The sequence below is a fragment of the Parafrankia sp. BMG5.11 genome, from assembly GCF_004337455.1.
This window is the reverse complement of the sequence record NZ_SJXI01000077.1, coordinates 39,210-54,671: the sequence shown is the minus strand read 5'-3', so window position 1 is coordinate 54,671 and position 15,462 is coordinate 39,210. Positions and strand designations below refer to the sequence as shown.

The following is a 15,462-nucleotide window of genomic DNA, read 5'->3' as shown; positions in this document are numbered from 1 at the left end:
CCTACTGCCCTCGGTCCGTCGGCTTGATGGTGAACGAGCCCGTGACCTCGCCGATCTGCCCCCCGTGCTGGGTGTAGCAGAGCGCTGAACAGGCCAGGACGAGCTGGTAGAGCACGGTCTGGTTCTGATCCAGCAGGCTGGTCTGGTCGATGGTGACCAGCCCGGCCGCGGTGGCGACCTGGTAGATCAGGTGCACGCCGTGGACGCCGCTGTCCTGCGCCACCTTCTCGTCGGCCAGGAGCAGGAAGCTGGGCGCGAGGCGCGCGCCGTACGGGTCCTGGCGGACGGCCTCCTCCTGCGCCGCGACCGCGTCGTCGACGGTGACCACGAAGTTGCGCAGGTCGTTCGTGGAGACCGCATTGGCCTCCTCCGGAAGAAGATGCCGAACCTGGACGAAGCCCTTCGGCAGCGGCGCGTCGGGAACGAACAGACTGGTCTCGTCGAACTTCTCGGCGGCATCCAGCCCGACGACCCACTCGCGTGACATCAGGCCGCGCAACATCTCGGGGCTCACATTGCGGGCGTCGATGCCGAACAGGGCCGGCCCGGGCATCTCCTGATACGTCCAGGCCGCCGGCACCTTCAGGAACGCGCCGTCATCTTTGTTCGTCACATAGTCGTAACTAGACGCCCCGCACCCGGAGATCAGGACGAGCAGCGCCACCACCGCGGCGACGGCCAGTACCGGGGCTGACCTCGGCCTCGACCCTGGCCGGGGTCGTGGCAGCGGTCGCGGCCAGCGGCCACGACTTGTAACCTCCACGGCGATCCTCCAGCCTCGCGAGGTCGATCCCATGGTGCGACACCGGGCCATGGATACACCGTTGACCGGCGGGTCGGGCCATGGATCTCTCATTTCCCACGGTAAGTGTGACTCATTCCGGCGCACCGCCGAAGAGCCTTCACCGGAAAGAGGCATTGCGGGTACCCTCCGCTGTCACGGCCGGCTCCCCCGGTTCGCTTCCGACGTCGGGTTCCACCCTGCGTCGCGTCTCTGTCTGCCGCCAGTCGGGCGGTTGACAACACCCCACCGTCTGGACAGTTCCGGCGACGGGGGCACACTGTGGTGCATGGCGCATTACCGGCGCGGCCGCAAGGTTCCAGCGCTACCCCCGGTGCGCAGGCACATCGTCGGCGGCCTGACCGTGGTGGCCGTGTTCGTGATGGTTGGCCTGACGGTGTGGCGCCCACTCGCGGCGCTGCCGGCCCTCGTCGTCATCGCCGCTCTCGGCGTGCTGGACTACGTGATCGTCACGACGTCACCGGCCGCGCGGAACCTGCCCTCCGGCCCGCTGAGCGGCCGCGAGCTCGACTGGGAGTCCGGGCTGATCGAGGCCGCGCCCGGGCTCGTCGACGCCCCCACCCAGATGCTGCCGCGCCTCACCTTCGGCTACCCCCGCGACGACGCCGAGGAGGTCCCCGAACCAGACGCCGAGGACGTCCACACGATGGCCATCGACATGCGCGGCTACCTGGACGAGACCGGCCCCGTCCGCATGCACTAGCCGTCGTGCACTAGCCGTCGTGCCTGGAGTCGTGCTCGGGTAGGAGGGCCAGCACCGTGTCCGCGGCGGCTCGGACGTCGGCGGCGCTGCCGCCACGGCGGCCGGCGGCCAGCCCGACCAGGAACCCCGTCAGCGGGGCGGCGGGGCGCGCGACGCCGTGGGCGACATCCCGGGCGAGGTCGAGGATGAGCGTGGCGTCCACGGAACCGGGTTCCAGGCCGAGCGCGGTGCTCGCCCGGCTCACCCACTCGTCCAGAACATCGCCGAGACGCTGAGCCTCGCCACCGGCCGCCCCGGGTGCGGCCGCCGCACCAGTGCCTGCGGGGCGCTCGGCCGCCGAGGGCCCGCCCGCCTCGTTGTCGTCTGTCATCAGGGCATCGTGCCCGAGCCGTGCGTTCCGGGGACCGCCCGGGCCCGGGCCGCCGCCAGCGACGCCGGGTCGTCGCAGTCAAGGCAGGCGTCGGCGGTGGCGGGGACGGTCCGCACATCCCGCCCGGCCAGCAGCGAGCGCACCGAGCGGCCCGCCGGGTCCGCCGGCAGGGCGGCGCGCAGCGCGGCGGTGCCCCAGGCCGCCGCAAGGTACTGCGGCCGGCCCGCCGGATCGGCCAGCACCGCCACGTCGGCGTCACGGTGACCCGGTGGCTCGCCGCGCAGCGATCCGAGAAGGTCGGCGAGCTCCGCGGCGCCGATGAAGGGCAGGTCGACCGCGAGTACCGCTACCAGCGGGGCCTCGACGAGCCGCAGCCCGGCGGCGATGGCGGCGACCGGCCCGCCGCCCGGCGGGTCCTCGCGGGTCCAGCGGACCGACCGGGAACCGGGCCGGGCCGGGCGCGGCGGCCCGACGATGACGATCCGCTCGGCCGCGCCGGCGGCGGCGAGCACCCTGTCCAGCAGCCGCAGGCCACCGACAACGGCGCTGGCCTTGTCCTGGCCGCCGAGCCGCCGGGAGTGGCCGCCGGCGAGGACCAGTGCGTCCCACGGTTCGCCCAGCTCCCCCGACGGCGACGGCGAGAGTGACGTCACCCGCCGATCGCCGACATCGGCCGGGCCGGCTGGTGGAAGCCCGGCGTGTCGATGCCGTGGCCGGCGTGTTTCCCCCACACCGCGCGGACCCAGCGATCGGCGAGGTCGTCGTCGGTGGCGCCGGACCGCATCGGGCCGCGCAGGTCGGATTCGTCCCGGGCGAACAGGCAGTTGCGGACCTGCCCGTCCGCGGTGAGCCGGACCCGGTCGCAGGCCGCGCAGAACGGCGCGGACACCGAGCCGATCACCCCGACGGTGCCCGGCCCCCCGTCGACGGCGAACAGCTCTGCGGGTGCGCTCCCCCGTCCCGGCAACGCGGTCAGGACGAACTCCGCCTCCAGCCGGGTCAGGATCTCGCCGGCCGTGATCATCTCGGTGCGGCGCCAGCCGTGCTGGGCGTCCAGCGGCATCTGTTCGATGAAGCGCAGCTCGTAGCCGCGCGCGAGGCACCAGCGCAGCAGCGGCGCGGCCTCGTCGTCGTTCAGGCCACGGAGGAGCACCGCGTTCACCTTCACCGGGATCAGCCCGGCGTCGGCCGCGGCGGCGAGGCCGGCCAGGACGTCGTCGAGCCGGTTCCGGCGGGTGATCCGGGCGAAGCGCTCCGGGCGAAGCGTGTCCAGGGAGACGTTGACGCGGTCCAGGCCGGCGGCGGCGAGCGGGCCGGCCAGGCCGGCCAGGCGCAGGCCGTTGGTGGTGAGCGAGAGCTCGGGCCGGGGCGAGAGCGCCGCCATCCGCTCGACCAGGCGCACCAGCCCCGGACGCAGCGTGGGCTCGCCGCCGGTCAGCCGGATCTCGGTGACGCCCAGCCGGGCCACCGCGATCGTGACCAGCCGCAGGATCTCGTCGTCGGTGAGGAGCAGCGGGTTCGGCAGCCAGTCGAGCCCCTCGGCGGGCATGCAGTAGCTGCAGCGGAGGTTGCACCGGTCGGTCAGCGACACCCGAAGGTCGGTGGCGACCCGCCCGTGGGAATCGGTCAACCGCATCTCATCAGAGTAGGTGCCCTCAGAACAGGACACACGCGTTGTCCGGCCCACCCCGGGCGATCTCCGGTCCCGCCTGGAGCGGCATGGACGTCCGCCGGAGACCGGGCTCACCACCGAAAGCGCCCGCCGCCGCCACGGCTTCGGGCGGGCCTGCGAAACTACGACAGGCACAACCAGGCCAGGCACGGCTCGGCACGACGCGGCACCCGGGGTCCGGGGCACGACCGCTCGGCGCCCGCCGCGCCGGGCCTCACCGATTCCCTCGCCTCCGCCGGAGGTACCGGAGGTCGCGGGCTCCCGCCGGGAGGCCGCGCCGCCGCCAGGAGAGCGACGTACAGCGACACATGCGGGAGGACGGCGCAATGCGGGTCTTCGGGGTCGACATCGGTGGGACGGGCATCAAGGGCGCCCCGGTCGACATCGAGGACGGCACGCTGGCCGCGCCGCGGTTCCGGCTCCCGACGCCGCAGCCCGCGGACCCGGAGTCGGTCGCGCGGACCGTCGCGGAGGTCGTCGCGCACTTCGAGTGGACGGGCCCGGTCGGCGCCACGTTCCCGGCGGTGATCAAGTCCGGGGTCGCCCGCACCGCCGCGAACGTCGACGAGGCCTGGATCGACACCGACGTCTCCGCGGTGCTCGGCGGGGCACTCGGGCCGGCGCTGGCCGGCTCGGAGGTCGCCGTCATCAACGACGCCGACGCCGCCGGGGTGGCCGAGATGGCGTTCGGCGCCGGCCGTGACACCTCCGGCCTCGTCGTCATGACGACGTTCGGCACCGGGATCGGGACGGCGCTGTTCCTGCACGGCCAGCTCGTACCGAACACCGAGCTGGGGCACCTGGAGATCCAGGGCCACGACGCGGAGACGCGGGCGTCCGAGGCCGTCCGGGAGCGTGAGGATCTCTCCTGGGAGAAGTGGGCCAAGCGGGTCAACCGCTACCTGAGCACCCTCGAGGCCCTGTTGTGGCCGGATCTGATCATCATCGGCGGCGGCGCCAGCCGGAAGGCGGAGAAGTTCTTCGACCACCTCGAACTGCGCACGAAGGTGGTGCCCGCCCAGCTCCAGAACGAGGCGGGCGTCGTCGGGGCGGCGCTGTACGCCGGTGGTGACCAGACCCGCGCCCGGCCCGCCCCGCGCCCGGCCCGACGGCGCGGGCCGGCGACCCGGCCGCCCGGCGGCCGTCGCCCCTGAGCGCCGGCCCCGGCGCCCGGCGGGTGGGCACGATCATGCCGCCCGGCCGGGTGGGCGCCGGGGCGGTGATGCGTCACACCCGGGCACGGGACGGGCCCCCGACGTGTTCAGAACCCTCAGCGAGGGTCAGACTGTGCGTGTCGCCCGCCGCAATGCGACCGTCCGGCGCCATCGATGGCAGGCTGTCATCTACCGGGACGCATGGCAGCGAGGCGGTTTCGCGCGCAACTCGTGCGCCGGTGCGCCCTCGGGGTGTCCGACAGGGCACCCCGCACGCTCGGCCGCCGTGCGGCCGGCCCGGCACGGACACCGCGCCGGGCCGGCCGCACGGCAGGAGATCGACGGGAGGAGAAGGCGCCATGCGCGAGCTGCGGGCGGTCGCACTCAGCGAGGACGGCGGTTATCTCGTGCTCGCCGACGCCGCCGGGCGCGCGGATGCGGAACAGTTCCGCGTCGCGGTGGACGATCGGCTGCGCGCGGCGCTGCGCGGAGCCCGACGTAGTGAAGTACGCGCGGAAAGCGCGCTGACCCCCCGTGAGATCCAGGCCCGACTTCGGGCCGGTGAGACCGCCGCCGACGTCGCGCGGGCCGCGGGCATCCCGGTGGAGCGGGTCGAGCGCTACGAGGGGCCGGTGCTGGCCGAACGCGCCCGGGTGGTCCAGGAGGCGCGCGCCGCGCTGCTGCCCAAGGATCCGGGCGGGGTGCCCGGCCGTCCCCTCGGCGAGGTGGTCGACGCACGGCTGCTCAGCGTGCAGGACGACCCGGACACCGCCCAGTGGGACGCCTGGCGCCGGGTGGACGGGATCTGGCTGGTCCAGCTCACCTCGGACAGCAGGTGCGCCCGGTGGACGTGGGACCCGGTGGTGCGCCGGGTGCGCCCGCACGACGACGCGGCCCGGGCGCTGGTCGCCCCCGAATCGGCGGAGCCGCCCGCCCCGCAGCCGGCGCAGCCGCCCGTGCGCGCCGCCGGCCCGGCGCTGACCCTGGTGCACGACCAGGGCGCGGCGGCCACCTACCCGACGCAGTCCGCGGCCGGTGGACCCGGCCAGCAGCTTCCGGGAACGCAGCCCTCGACGGCTCCCCCCTCGGCCTTCCCCGCTCCGGCGGCTGTCAACGGGACGGGCTACCTCCCCAGCGCGGCTGCGCCGGGGTACGGGCCGTCGCCGGCCCAGGGGCCCGCGGGTGAGTCTCCGGACCGCCGCCCGGCCGAGCGGGCCGGCGACGACTACGCCACGGACCACACCACTCCTGACCACGGGGCGCCCGACTACGCGACCCCCCGCTACGAGAACACCGGCTACGAGAACACCGGCTACGAAGCCTCCGGCTATGGAGGCTCCGCCCAGGAAGCCGCCGGCCAGGACGCCGCGACGCGGGCGAACACGGGGCAGGGAGCCGGCGGCCACGGCACCTCGCCGGACCAGGCTGGCCCGGACGAGTACCAGGGCCCGGTGGCCGCCCCCACCGCGAGCCGTACGGCCGGCGCGGCGCGGCGCAGCATGCCCGGTGCGTGGCCGGCGGCCCAGGGTGGGGCCCCGGGCCTGTCCGGGCGGCACAGCGGCGCGGGAGGCCGGCGCACCACGCCCCCGAGCCGGTTCGGCTCCCGGGAGCGGGCCGTTCCACCGCCGACACCGGCGGCCGAGCCGAGGTCGCTGCCAAACCCGGATACCGAGTACTCCGAGGTGACCGCCACCGCCGTCGACGCGGCGGCGGCCAACGAGGCGGAGTTCGGCCACGCCGGCGCGGCTGACATGGAGTCCACCAGGACAGACCTGGTCGCGGTGGCCGAGGCGGCCCTCGCCCCGGCGCCGGAAGCGACCGAGCCCGGCATCCCGAGCGAGGACGCCCAGAACACCCCGGGCGGCTCGGCCGACCCGGAGGAGACCGTTCAGGCCGCGCACGCCGCCGGTCTGGACGAGGACGACGAAGACGACGACGAGGACACCGAGGACGGCGGCGACCGGTCGGTGAGCGAGGCCGCGCCCGGCGGGGCCGGGCAGCCTGCGGCTCCCGCGCCGACAGGGCAGCCGGTGCTCCGACCGGCCGCGATCGTGCCGCCTGCGGCCGCGGAGCCGGCACGGGAACCCACGACGCCGGTGGAGCGGGTGCCGCGCCGTCCGGCGGCCACCGCCGCCCGCCGGCCAGCTGTCGCCCGCACCGCTGGCGGTGCCCGTTCACTCGGGGCGCTCGCGGCAGCCGCTGAGGACCTGGACGGCGGCACTGCGGCCTCGGCGGCTCCGGCTGGTGGCGGCCGAGGCGCCGCTGCCCCGGGGCGCGGCGGAGCACCGCGCCGGCCGGCAGCGGGCCGGGCCACACCGGCCCGGGCCGAGGGCGGCCCGGCGGGCCGCCCCGCGCGCCCCGACTCCACCGCGGCGGAGCACTCCGCCGAGCCGTCCACCGCGGCCGACAGCGAGTTCGAGACCGCGGCGGAGACCACCGCCGCCACGGTCGACGACACCGCCACAGAGGCCGCCCAGCAGGCCGCACGGGCCGCCCAGCAGGCCGCCGCGGGCAACCGCGGACGGCAGCCGGCGGCAGGTCGTAGCGGCGAACGTCCCGCAGGCGGTCGACGCGGACGCAAGTCGGTGCCAGCATGGGACGACATCGTGTTCGGCGCCCGCCGGCCCTAGGAGGGGGTCGAACCCGAGATTCGTCACCGGTCCGCCACGAGGAGGCACCGGGGGCGGAGGCCGCTCTGGATGCAACGACGCCGAGAGAGCCGGCTGTGAGTAAACCGTCACATGGCCAGGCGGAACGTCTGGCCGCTCAACACAGTTGGAGAAGGTGTGACAGGGACTACCACGATGCCGACGCTGACCAACCTCGACCGTTGCGACAGGTGTGGCGCCCAGGCCTACGTCCGGGTCGTTCTGCCTGGGGGCGGAGATCTGCTCTTCTGCCGCCATCACGCGAAGTCTCACGACTCCAAGCTCCGCTCGGTCGCAGTCGAGTACCACGACGAGACCGACAAGCTGAGCGTCTCCTGACACGACTGACTCCCGAGGGCATGCCATGATCACATGGCATGCCCTCGACTCGTCACCGGCCCGGTGTCGTGGCCACCGGGCCGGTACGACGACCATCATCCGGCGCAAGGACACCCTCACCGGAACCGCGGGCCGATAGTCATACGGTGGGGCGCGTGTCCACCACTGGGAACGATGCGGTGCCGGCCATGGCCCCCCCAGCGGGTGGACCTGGTCCGACGGCCCGCCCCGGCATGCGGGACCCGGCCCGGCGGGCGCTGTTGGCGCTGCGCTGGTTACGGGCATGCATGGGTGCCGGTGGGCCCGACCGCGGCGCGGCGGTGCGTGATCTTGCCCGCCGGCTGCTGCAACCAAGGTCATGGGTCCCCTGGGGGGCCCTGCGCCTGGCGCGGACGACCGTCGCGAACGCCTGGCGGCACCGTGTTCTCGGTCTCGCCGCCGAAGCCGGCTTCTGGCAGCTGCTGTCGATGCCCCCGCTGCTCCTGGCGCTGCTGGGCACGATCGGCTACATCGGGGACCTCCTCGGCGGCGACGCCCTCGACAACGTCCGCCTGAGCATCCTGGACGGCGCCGACAACCTGCTGACGGCGTCGGTGGTCGACGACACCGTCCGGCCGACGATCGACGAGATCCTCTCCCGCGGCCGCCCGGACGTCATCTCCATCGGTTTCGTGCTGTCGCTGTGGACGGGATCCACGGCGATGGCGACGTTCGTGAACACCATCACGATCGCCTACGGCCAGCGGGAGCTCCGCTCGGCGGTCCGCAGCCGCCTGCTCGCGCTCGGGCTGTTCCTGGCCCAGGTGGCGACGGGCGTCCTGCTGCTGCCCGCGCTCGTCCTCGGGCCCGGCCTGCTGTCGGACATGCTCAACTCCGGCCGTCACCCGGTGGTCGACGACCTACTGAAGATTCTTTTCTGGCCGGTGGTCGGGGTGGTGTCGCTGGCGATGCTGACGACGCTCTACCACCTGGCGCTGCCCGTGCGGCGGTCCTGGCGCCGGGCACTACCCGGAGCGGCGCTCGCGCTCTTCCTGTGGCTGGTGGGCAGCTACCTGCTGCGGATGTACCTGGAGCTGGTCTTCAGCAACGAGCTGGTGTACGGCTCGCTCGGCGCGCCCGTCGCCGCGCTGCTGTTCTTCTACATCACGGCGCTGGCCGTGCTGCTCGGCGCCGAGCTGAACGCGGCGATCGACGAGCGCCCCCCGCGCCAGCGCCGCGTCCCGCGGCACGCCAAGGCCCGGCCAGACCGGCCGGGTTCGACTCCCCCACGTTAGGACTCAGCCCCCGCGGCACGACCCGGTCCCCCACAGCAGGGCCCGGGTCGTCCGCGACAGGGTTCGGCTCCCCGCGTCAGTAGGTGCAGCCCACCCCGCCGGACGGCTCGGGGGTGGCCTGGGCCAGGGTCACCGCGCCGCCCGCGGGCCGCCCGCCGGTGGCGCGCAGGTCCGCGGTGACCACCGAACCGTGGCCGGTACCGGACGCCGGCACTGCACCGGACGCCGGCACGGCACCGGACGCGGCCGTAGCGCCCACGGAGGCCGCCGAGGCCATCGAGGCCGCCGTCGAGCCGGACGGCGAGCCGGACGGCGAGCCGGACGGCGAGCCGGCGGGGTCGAGCGCGGGGGGCCCGGCGGCCTGCGGCGGGGAGCCGCCGATCCCGGCGAGCAGCGTCGTCAGCTCGTCGGTCTTCGCCACGAGCACGGACTGCCCGCCGGCCTGTGACGGCGTGGCCGGGACGGTCGCGAAGGTGACCCCACCGGTGCTGATGCCCTGCATCCGGACGGCGAGCAGGCGCAGATCGGTGAGCGAGGTGTGGTCGTCCAGGGTCAGCGCGGAGGTGGCCGCGTCCACGACGTCGAGCAGCTTGCGCGGGTTGAGCAGGGTTCCGGTGGAGGCGACCTCGCGGAACACCGCGCCGAGGAACTGCTGCTGGCGGTGGATGCGGTCGAGGTCGCTGCCGGGCAGGCCGTAACGCTGCCGGACGAAGGCCAGCGCCTGCTCACCGGTGAGCGTGTTGTTGCCGACCTGGCCGTGCCAGCCGGAATACCGGTCGTTGAGGTTGTCGAAGCCCTGTGCCTTGAGCTCGGGCGTCAGCTCCTTCACGCAGACGGTGACGCCACCGAGCGCGTCCGTCATCGCCTGGAAGCCCAGGAAGTCGATCTCGAGGTAGTGGTCGATCCGGATGTTGGTGAGCGTCTCGATGGTCCGGACCAGCAGGGACGGCCCGCCGTAGGCGAACGCCGCGTTGAGCTTGGACTTCTGCGCGTCGTGCTGGGTGCCGTCGGAGCCGGTGTAGCCCGGGATCTGCACCCACAGGTCGCGGGGGAAGGACACCAGGGTCGTCGAGCCGTCGGCGTCGAGGTGGGCGAGGATCGTGGTGTCCGAGCGCTGCCCCTCGGTCTGGCCGAACTCGCCCCCGGTGCCCGCGCGGGTGTCCGAGCCCACCAGCAGGATGTTCTGGGTGCCTCCGCCGGCGGCGGAGGGCCGCGCGGCCGAGTCGGAGAACGTGAGCTCGATGTGGTTCACCTTGCCGTCGTAGTGGCGCAGCACGGCCCAGCCGCTCGTGGCGACGACCAGGACGGCCACCGAGACGATGGCGGCCACCAGGGTCACCGTCCGGCGCACACCGCTCACCGGGCGGCGTGGCTCCTCCGCGGGCAGGTCCTCGCCCGGGGTGTCGTACGGCCCGCGCGGGCCGCCGTACCCGGGCCCCGGGCCGACCGGCGCACGGTATCCGCCGGGCCCGTCGTTCGGGGCGGGCCAGGTCCGCCCGCCGTCGGTGGCGCCCGGCGGAGGCAGCCGGCGGGTGGGCGGGATCGGCGCGGGAGCCGAGCGGGGCTCGTGGCGCGGCCAGGCTCCCGCCGGCCAGTTCTCCTCGCCGGCGGCCGGTCGGTCCCGTGCCGGTCGGTCCCGTGCCGGACGTCCCTGCACCGGACGTCCCTGCACCGGGCGGTCGCGCCTGTCCCGCGCCGGGCGCTCCTGCGGCGGGCGGCCGGGAACCGGTGGACGGCCCTGGCCCTGACCTGGGTACCCGGGGCGGCCGGATCCGGCGCCGGGCGGTGGACGGCGGCGGTCGCGCGGGTCCCGGCCGTCCGGATCGCCACTGTTCGGAGGCCAGGTCATGGCCACGTTCCCCTCGCTCACCCGCCGGGCACGAGGATCATCGTTCCCGGCGGTCCCGACAGGTTCACGCCGCAGACCGCCTGCCCGCCGCGCCGCCGGCCGCATCGAGGCGACGGCGGGGCGGTGGTCGGGATCTCGTCCGACGCTCACACCGGGTTGGCCGGTGCTGTACCACTCGGTACCCATCGGACCGCCGCGGCCAGCCCCCGGGGCCGCCGCCTGGGCGACCCGCGGACCTCCACGTCGGCCCATCACTGTTCTACCGGTGTTCCGCCGGCTTGCTCCGTTGTACCGGTATCTCTGCCGACATCCGACGGTGTTGCCTGTAGTCCGGCAGTCCGGTCGGTGCTGTCACCGCTTGTTTCGGGCCATCTGCGATATCGGGAACCGGGCTGCCCGTTCTGTCCCAGCCTCGCACGCTCCGGCGGGAGGCGGTAGCGACGGCAGGCCGACCCGCCGGCCAGGCCGATCAGCCGGGCCGGCCAGGCCGCGCCGGCAAGGCCACGCCGCGCCCGGCAGTCGGGACGGCCGGTCGGGCCGCGGGACGGGTCAGCCGGTGGCGGGGCCCGTGAACTCCGCCCGCACGGCGCGCCGTCCGCGTCGAGCGCGGGCGCGGGCGGCGGGACGTTCGAGCGGGTCCGGATATCCGGCGGCCTTGATGGGATTACCGGGCGGCGGGAGGCCGCCGGCCTCGATCACCATCCGGCGGGCGCTCGTCCGCGCGGAGTCGACCGCGGCCGGAACATCATTGATCGGACCACAGGGAACGCCCGCGGCCTGCAGTGCCTTCAACCAGTGGTCCGGCTCCTGCCGGCGCAGGGTCGCCTCGATCTCCGTCTTGAACGCTTCGCGTTCCCGGAGCCGGTCGCCGTTGGTGCGGAACCTCGGGTTGGCGGCGAGGTCGGGCCGCTCGACCACCGCGCACAGCCGGCCGAAGAGGTTGTCGTTGGCCGCGCAGATCATGATGCTGCCGCCCGCGCACGCGAACGTGTCAAAGGGGGCGATGGAGTAGTGGGCGTTTCCGATCCGTGGCGGAGTGACGCCGGTCGCGAGATATGACAGCGCGGCGCCCTCCAGCAGGGTGACCGTCGCGTCGAACATGGCAATCTCGAGATGAGTTCCGCGGCCGGTGGTGCTCCGGCCCTGCAGCGCGGCCCCGATGGCGCCGAAAGCATAGAGACCGGCGGCCGGGTCCGCGATCGGAACACCCGGTTTGACGGGCTCCTCGCCCGGGCGTCCGATGATCGACACCATGCCCGAGGCCGCCTGCACGACGGAGTCGTATGCCGGCCGCTCCCGCCACGGGCCCGTTTGCCCGAAGCCGGAGATGCTGACGTATATGAGGCGGGGATTGCGTGCGGTGAGCACATCGACGCCGAGACCCAGCCGGTCCATCACCCGGGGCGGAAGTTCTCGACCAGAACATCAGCCCGGTCGACGATCCGCAACAGAAGGTCACGGTCCGTCGTGTCCTTGAGATCCAGGACGACGGATTGCTTGCCACGGTTCACCCGCGCGAAGTACAGCGACCGGCCGTCCATGAACGGACCGTAGGTACGGGAGTCGTCCCGCCGCCCGGCCGTTCGACCTTGATGACCCGGGCACCGAGATCGGCGCACATCATCGTCGCGAACGGACCCGCCAAAACCCGGGTGAGATCGACGATGAGAAGTCCCGCCATCGGGCCGGCCGTGGTCGCCACGGCGAAGGGCGCTACCCGAGCACGGCGGAAGCGGCCTACCGTTAGCGGCATGAGTGCCCAGTCCCACCAAACACCAGCTTCACGCCCGGTCGCGGGGCGATCCCCCGGCGGTACGGCCGACGACGTCGCACACCGGACCACTCCCGCTTCGGGCGGCGCGGAAGTGGAACGCGTCGCATCTTCGCCGGACACCGGCACACCGGGGCTCCCGGTGCCCCCCGCCGTACCACCGGGGAAATCGATCCAGCCGGATCCGGAATCTCCGGAACCGACCATCGGGACAACCCGGGCACAGGAGCCGGCGGGGGTAACCATCGCACCGGGGACTCCCCCCACCGTCGCAGACAGTCCGACGACGGAGGAACAAGCCGCGGACGAACCGGGCAGGACCGGACAGGCTAAGCACGACGAGGAACCCCACGCGGCCTTCAGGCGTTTCATGGCGAGCGGCTGGGCGCCGGTGGATGACACCGTCGCGGTGCGTGACGACTGCGCCCCTTACACCACGAAACGGCGCTCGCTTCTGGCCACCCGATTCCCCACCGAAGCGCTTGTCATACCAAGCGGCGGGCTACACGTCCGGGCGAACGACACCGATTACCCGTTCCGCCCCGGCAGTGACTTCTTCTGGCTCACCGGATGTCACGAACCGGACGCCGTCCTGATCCTGCATCCCACCGCTGCCGGCGACCATGACGCCGTGCTCTATCTCGCTGACCGATCCGACCGATCAAGTTCCGCGTTCTACACGGACCGCCGTTACGGCGAACTGTGGGTGGGCCCCCGGCCCGGTGTACGGGAGACCACAGCGGCTCTCGACATCGAATGCCGGCCGCTGCCGGAGCTTCCCGAAGCGCTGGCCCGTCTCGCGCCCGCCAGGACCCGCGTCGTGCGCGGGCTGGACGCCCGGGTGGACCGCGCGGTGAGCCGGTGGTCGCCGACCGGCTCGTCCGCCGACCGGGACGCCGCGCTGGCCGAGGTGCTGTCCGAGCTCCGGCTGGTCAAGGACGACTTCGAGATCGCCCGGCTGGACGAGGCGGTCGCGGCCACCGTGCTCGGTTTCACCGAGTGCGTGGGCGAACTCGGCCGCGCGGCGACGCTCCCCAACGGGGAGCGCTGGCTGGAGGGAACCTTCTGGCGACGGGCCCGCGTCGACGGCAACGACGTCGGATACGGCTCCATCGTGGCCTGCGGCCCGCACGCCACGACCCTGCACTGGGTCCGCGACGACGGCCCAGTGCGGCCCGGTGACCTGGCACTTCTCGACATGGGGGTCGAGGGCCGCTCGCTGTACACCGCCGATGTGACGCGGACGCTGCCGGTGAGCGGGCGCTTCAGCCCGCTGCAGCGCCAGGTTCACGAGGTCGTCTACCGGGCCCAGCAGGCCGGGATAGACGCGGTCCGTCCCGGCGCCGCCTTCCTGGATCCGCACCGGGCCGCGATGCGGGTGATCGCGCAGGCGCTGCACGACTGGGGATTGCTGCCGGCCACGGTCGAAGAGTCACTCAACGAGGATCCGAAAGCACCCGGGGCCGGCCTGCACCGGCGCTACACACTGCACTCCACGTCGCACATGCTCGGGCTGGACGTGCACGACTGCGCGCAGGCGCGCGACGAGACCTACCGCGACGCCGCGCTGGAGGCCGGGATGGTGCTGACGGTCGAACCAGGGCTGTACTTCCAGCCGGACGACCTCACTGTTCCACCGGAGCTGCGCGGGATCGGCGTCCGGATAGAGGACGACATCCTGGTCACGCCGGATGGAAGTCGGAACATGTCAGCCGCGCTCGCACGCTCGGCCGACGATGTCGAAAAGTGGATGGCCGGCGAGGCCGCCAGGCACTGAAACCACACAGGATCCAGCCGGCCGGCCGCCCATTTGACCGCCCCCGAGCGTAGTACGGTCGTCGGCCGGCAATCGGCGATCCGTGGTCCGGTTCCTGCCCATCGGTCGATCGATGGGCAGGAACCGGGACGCGATAAGATGATCACGTCTTCTTCGGCCGCCGGCCCGAGGAGACCCACCGGCTATCACGGTGGTACTCGGGTAGTACCAGGGTCAACCGCTCGGCGCGTCGACCCGGAAAGCAGTCGCGACCCGGCTCAGTGAGCCTTGTCGTACGCCTCTACGATGTTCGACGCGATACGGCCCCGGTCACTCACCGTGTAGCCGTTGCTGCGCGCCCACTCGCGAATGTCGGCGGTGCGGTCGGTTCCACCGGTACGCCGCGAAGCGGCCCGCGCCCCGCGACGGCCACTGGCCGCCCGGCCACCGGAACGGCGGGCAGCGGTGACGAACGGCGCCAACGACTCCCGCAACTTGGTGGCGTTCTTCTCCGACAGGTCGATCTCATACTGTGCGCCGTCCAGTCCGAACCGGACCGTCTCGTCGGCCTCTTCTCCGCTGAGATCGTCAATCAACGAGACGATGGTCTTCTGAGCCATGCCACTCTCCTTCAGGTCAGCGGACCGCAGAAACTTACGGGTCTAGTATTACCACGAGAAGACGGTGAACTGTCACGCCTGGTTCGTCGGACGCGCGAGGCAACCGCGACGATGGCGCAAGTCCCCTCCGTCTTGGTGGGCTCGTGGTGGGGTGTCGACCGCACCCAAAGGAGCGGATCGACATCGACATGATAGAGGGATGATCATGTTCTTCGAATCACACCTTCCGGTTCGAAACGTCGACCCACGAACGACTCCACCGCGCCGCCCGCCAACCCGACGGCGGCCCACCTCGGGGCGCAGACGCCGGTACGCGGACGAGCGGCCACCTTCGTACGCCTGGCGGATCGTTCGATTGGCAGCCAAACGAGGAGCCGTGCCTGCGGCGACTTTGGCCGCGCTCCGGCGCCGGGAACCCACCGCCGTGTTTGGCAAAGCCGACCCCGGCGCCCGGTGAGTACGCCGGATTCCGCCCCTGACGCTATGCACCCGACCGGAGCGGAC

General features: G+C 73.2%; 13 protein-coding genes and 1 pseudogene. 6 read left to right on the top strand and 8 right to left on the bottom strand.

What is annotated here, in order from left to right:
- Position 1: 1 nt before the first annotated feature.
- On the bottom strand, positions 2-667 hold the full coding sequence (locus tag E0504_RS38675) for a hypothetical protein (protein WP_071061321.1): 666 nt from the start codon (positions 665-667) through the stop codon (positions 2-4).
- A 403-nt stretch (positions 668-1,070) separates the two neighbouring features.
- Between E0504_RS38675 and E0504_RS38670 the strand changes: the two genes are divergently transcribed.
- On the top strand, positions 1,071-1,505 hold the full coding sequence (locus E0504_RS38670) for a hypothetical protein (RefSeq protein ID WP_112106386.1): 435 nt from the start codon (positions 1,071-1,073) through the stop codon (positions 1,503-1,505).
- A 10-nt stretch (positions 1,506-1,515) separates the two neighbouring features.
- Here the strand turns inward: E0504_RS38670 and E0504_RS38665 are convergent, their stop codons facing one another.
- From E0504_RS38665 to moaA, 3 genes are read right to left on the bottom strand one after another with little or no spacing between them, the layout of a single operon-like run.
- Positions 1,516-1,875, bottom strand: a complete 360-nt coding sequence (locus tag E0504_RS38665; RefSeq protein WP_112106385.1) for a DUF6457 domain-containing protein — start codon at positions 1,873-1,875, stop codon at positions 1,516-1,518.
- Positions 1,875-2,528, bottom strand: a complete 654-nt coding sequence (locus E0504_RS38660) for a molybdenum cofactor guanylyltransferase (protein ID WP_112106384.1) — start codon at positions 2,526-2,528, stop codon at positions 1,875-1,877. Before E0504_RS38660 ends, E0504_RS38665 begins: the two co-directional genes overlap by 1 nt.
- Positions 2,525-3,511 (bottom strand): GTP 3',8-cyclase MoaA, encoded by a 987-nt coding sequence (gene moaA, locus E0504_RS38655; protein ID WP_071061326.1) that lies wholly within the window; start codon positions 3,509-3,511, stop codon positions 2,525-2,527. Before moaA ends, E0504_RS38660 begins: the two co-directional genes overlap by 4 nt.
- 362 nt (positions 3,512-3,873) lie before the next feature.
- On the opposite strand from moaA, the gene ppgK reads away from it, so the two are divergent.
- From ppgK to E0504_RS38635, 4 genes are all read left to right on the top strand, one after another.
- Complete coding sequence (ppgK, locus tag E0504_RS38650; RefSeq protein WP_131626850.1) at positions 3,874-4,701, top strand: polyphosphate--glucose phosphotransferase; 828 nt, start codon at positions 3,874-3,876, stop codon at positions 4,699-4,701.
- 359 nt (positions 4,702-5,060) lie between these two features.
- Complete coding sequence (sepH, locus tag E0504_RS38645) at positions 5,061-7,331, top strand: septation protein SepH (RefSeq protein ID WP_112106383.1); 2,271 nt, start codon at positions 5,061-5,063, stop codon at positions 7,329-7,331.
- A gap of 156 nt (positions 7,332-7,487) precedes the next feature.
- Positions 7,488-7,688, top strand: coding sequence for a hypothetical protein (locus E0504_RS38640; RefSeq protein ID WP_020458878.1), 201 nt, complete (start codon positions 7,488-7,490; stop codon positions 7,686-7,688).
- A 155-nt stretch (positions 7,689-7,843) separates the two neighbouring features.
- Positions 7,844-8,962: a YihY/virulence factor BrkB family protein gene (locus tag E0504_RS38635; RefSeq protein WP_373693983.1), complete on the top strand. Its 1,119-nt coding sequence runs from the start codon at positions 7,844-7,846 to the stop codon at positions 8,960-8,962.
- A gap of 76 nt (positions 8,963-9,038) precedes the next feature.
- Here E0504_RS38635 and E0504_RS38630 read toward each other — a convergent pair whose 3' ends face one another.
- The 3 genes and pseudogenes from E0504_RS38630 to E0504_RS54560 form a co-directional block, all read right to left on the bottom strand.
- Entirely contained in the window at positions 9,039-10,811 is a 1,773-nt protein-coding gene (locus tag E0504_RS38630) for an LCP family protein (RefSeq protein WP_243657813.1), read from the bottom strand.
- 549 nt (positions 10,812-11,360) lie between these two features.
- Positions 11,361-12,352, bottom strand: a pseudogene (locus E0504_RS38625) (CaiB/BaiF CoA transferase family protein).
- Positions 12,319-12,492, bottom strand: coding sequence for a CoA transferase (locus E0504_RS54560; protein ID WP_368672072.1), 174 nt, complete (start codon positions 12,490-12,492; stop codon positions 12,319-12,321). The pseudogene E0504_RS38625 and the gene E0504_RS54560 overlap by 34 nt, the downstream one beginning before the upstream one ends.
- A gap of 460 nt (positions 12,493-12,952) precedes the next feature.
- Between E0504_RS54560 and E0504_RS38620 the strand changes: the two genes are divergently transcribed.
- The gene (locus tag E0504_RS38620; protein WP_071061332.1) at positions 12,953-14,359 is read left to right on the top strand and encodes an aminopeptidase P family protein; all 1,407 of its coding nucleotides are present in this window, start codon (positions 12,953-12,955) and stop codon (positions 14,357-14,359) included.
- A gap of 257 nt (positions 14,360-14,616) precedes the next feature.
- Here E0504_RS38620 and E0504_RS38615 read toward each other — a convergent pair whose 3' ends face one another.
- Positions 14,617-14,958, bottom strand: a complete 342-nt coding sequence (locus E0504_RS38615) for an Lsr2 family protein (protein WP_006542630.1) — start codon at positions 14,956-14,958, stop codon at positions 14,617-14,619.
- Positions 14,959-15,462: the final 504 nt, after the last annotated feature.

What these genes read in the sequence shown, in the direction of transcription:
- E0504_RS38670 (WP_112106386.1), top strand. Translation starts at nt 1,071, where the DNA reads ATGGCGCATTACCGGCGCGGCCGCAAGGTTCCAGCGCTACCCCCGGTG.
- E0504_RS38665 (WP_112106385.1), bottom strand. Translation starts at nt 1,875, where the DNA reads ATGACAGACGACAACGAGGCGGGCGGGCCCTCGGCGGCCGAGCGCCCC.
- moaA (WP_071061326.1), bottom strand. Translation starts at nt 3,511, where the DNA reads ATGCGGTTGACCGATTCCCACGGGCGGGTCGCCACCGACCTTCGGGTG.
- ppgK (WP_131626850.1), top strand. Translation starts at nt 3,874, where the DNA reads ATGCGGGTCTTCGGGGTCGACATCGGTGGGACGGGCATCAAGGGCGCC.
- sepH (WP_112106383.1), top strand. Translation starts at nt 5,061, where the DNA reads ATGCGCGAGCTGCGGGCGGTCGCACTCAGCGAGGACGGCGGTTATCTC.
- E0504_RS38630 (WP_243657813.1), bottom strand. Translation starts at nt 10,811, where the DNA reads ATGACCTGGCCTCCGAACAGTGGCGATCCGGACGGCCGGGACCCGCGC.
- E0504_RS54560 (WP_368672072.1), bottom strand. Translation starts at nt 12,492, where the DNA reads ATGGCGGGACTTCTCATCGTCGATCTCACCCGGGTTTTGGCGGGTCCG.
- E0504_RS38620 (WP_071061332.1), top strand. Translation starts at nt 12,953, where the DNA reads ATGGCGAGCGGCTGGGCGCCGGTGGATGACACCGTCGCGGTGCGTGAC.
- E0504_RS38615 (WP_006542630.1), bottom strand. Translation starts at nt 14,958, where the DNA reads ATGGCTCAGAAGACCATCGTCTCGTTGATTGACGATCTCAGCGGAGAA.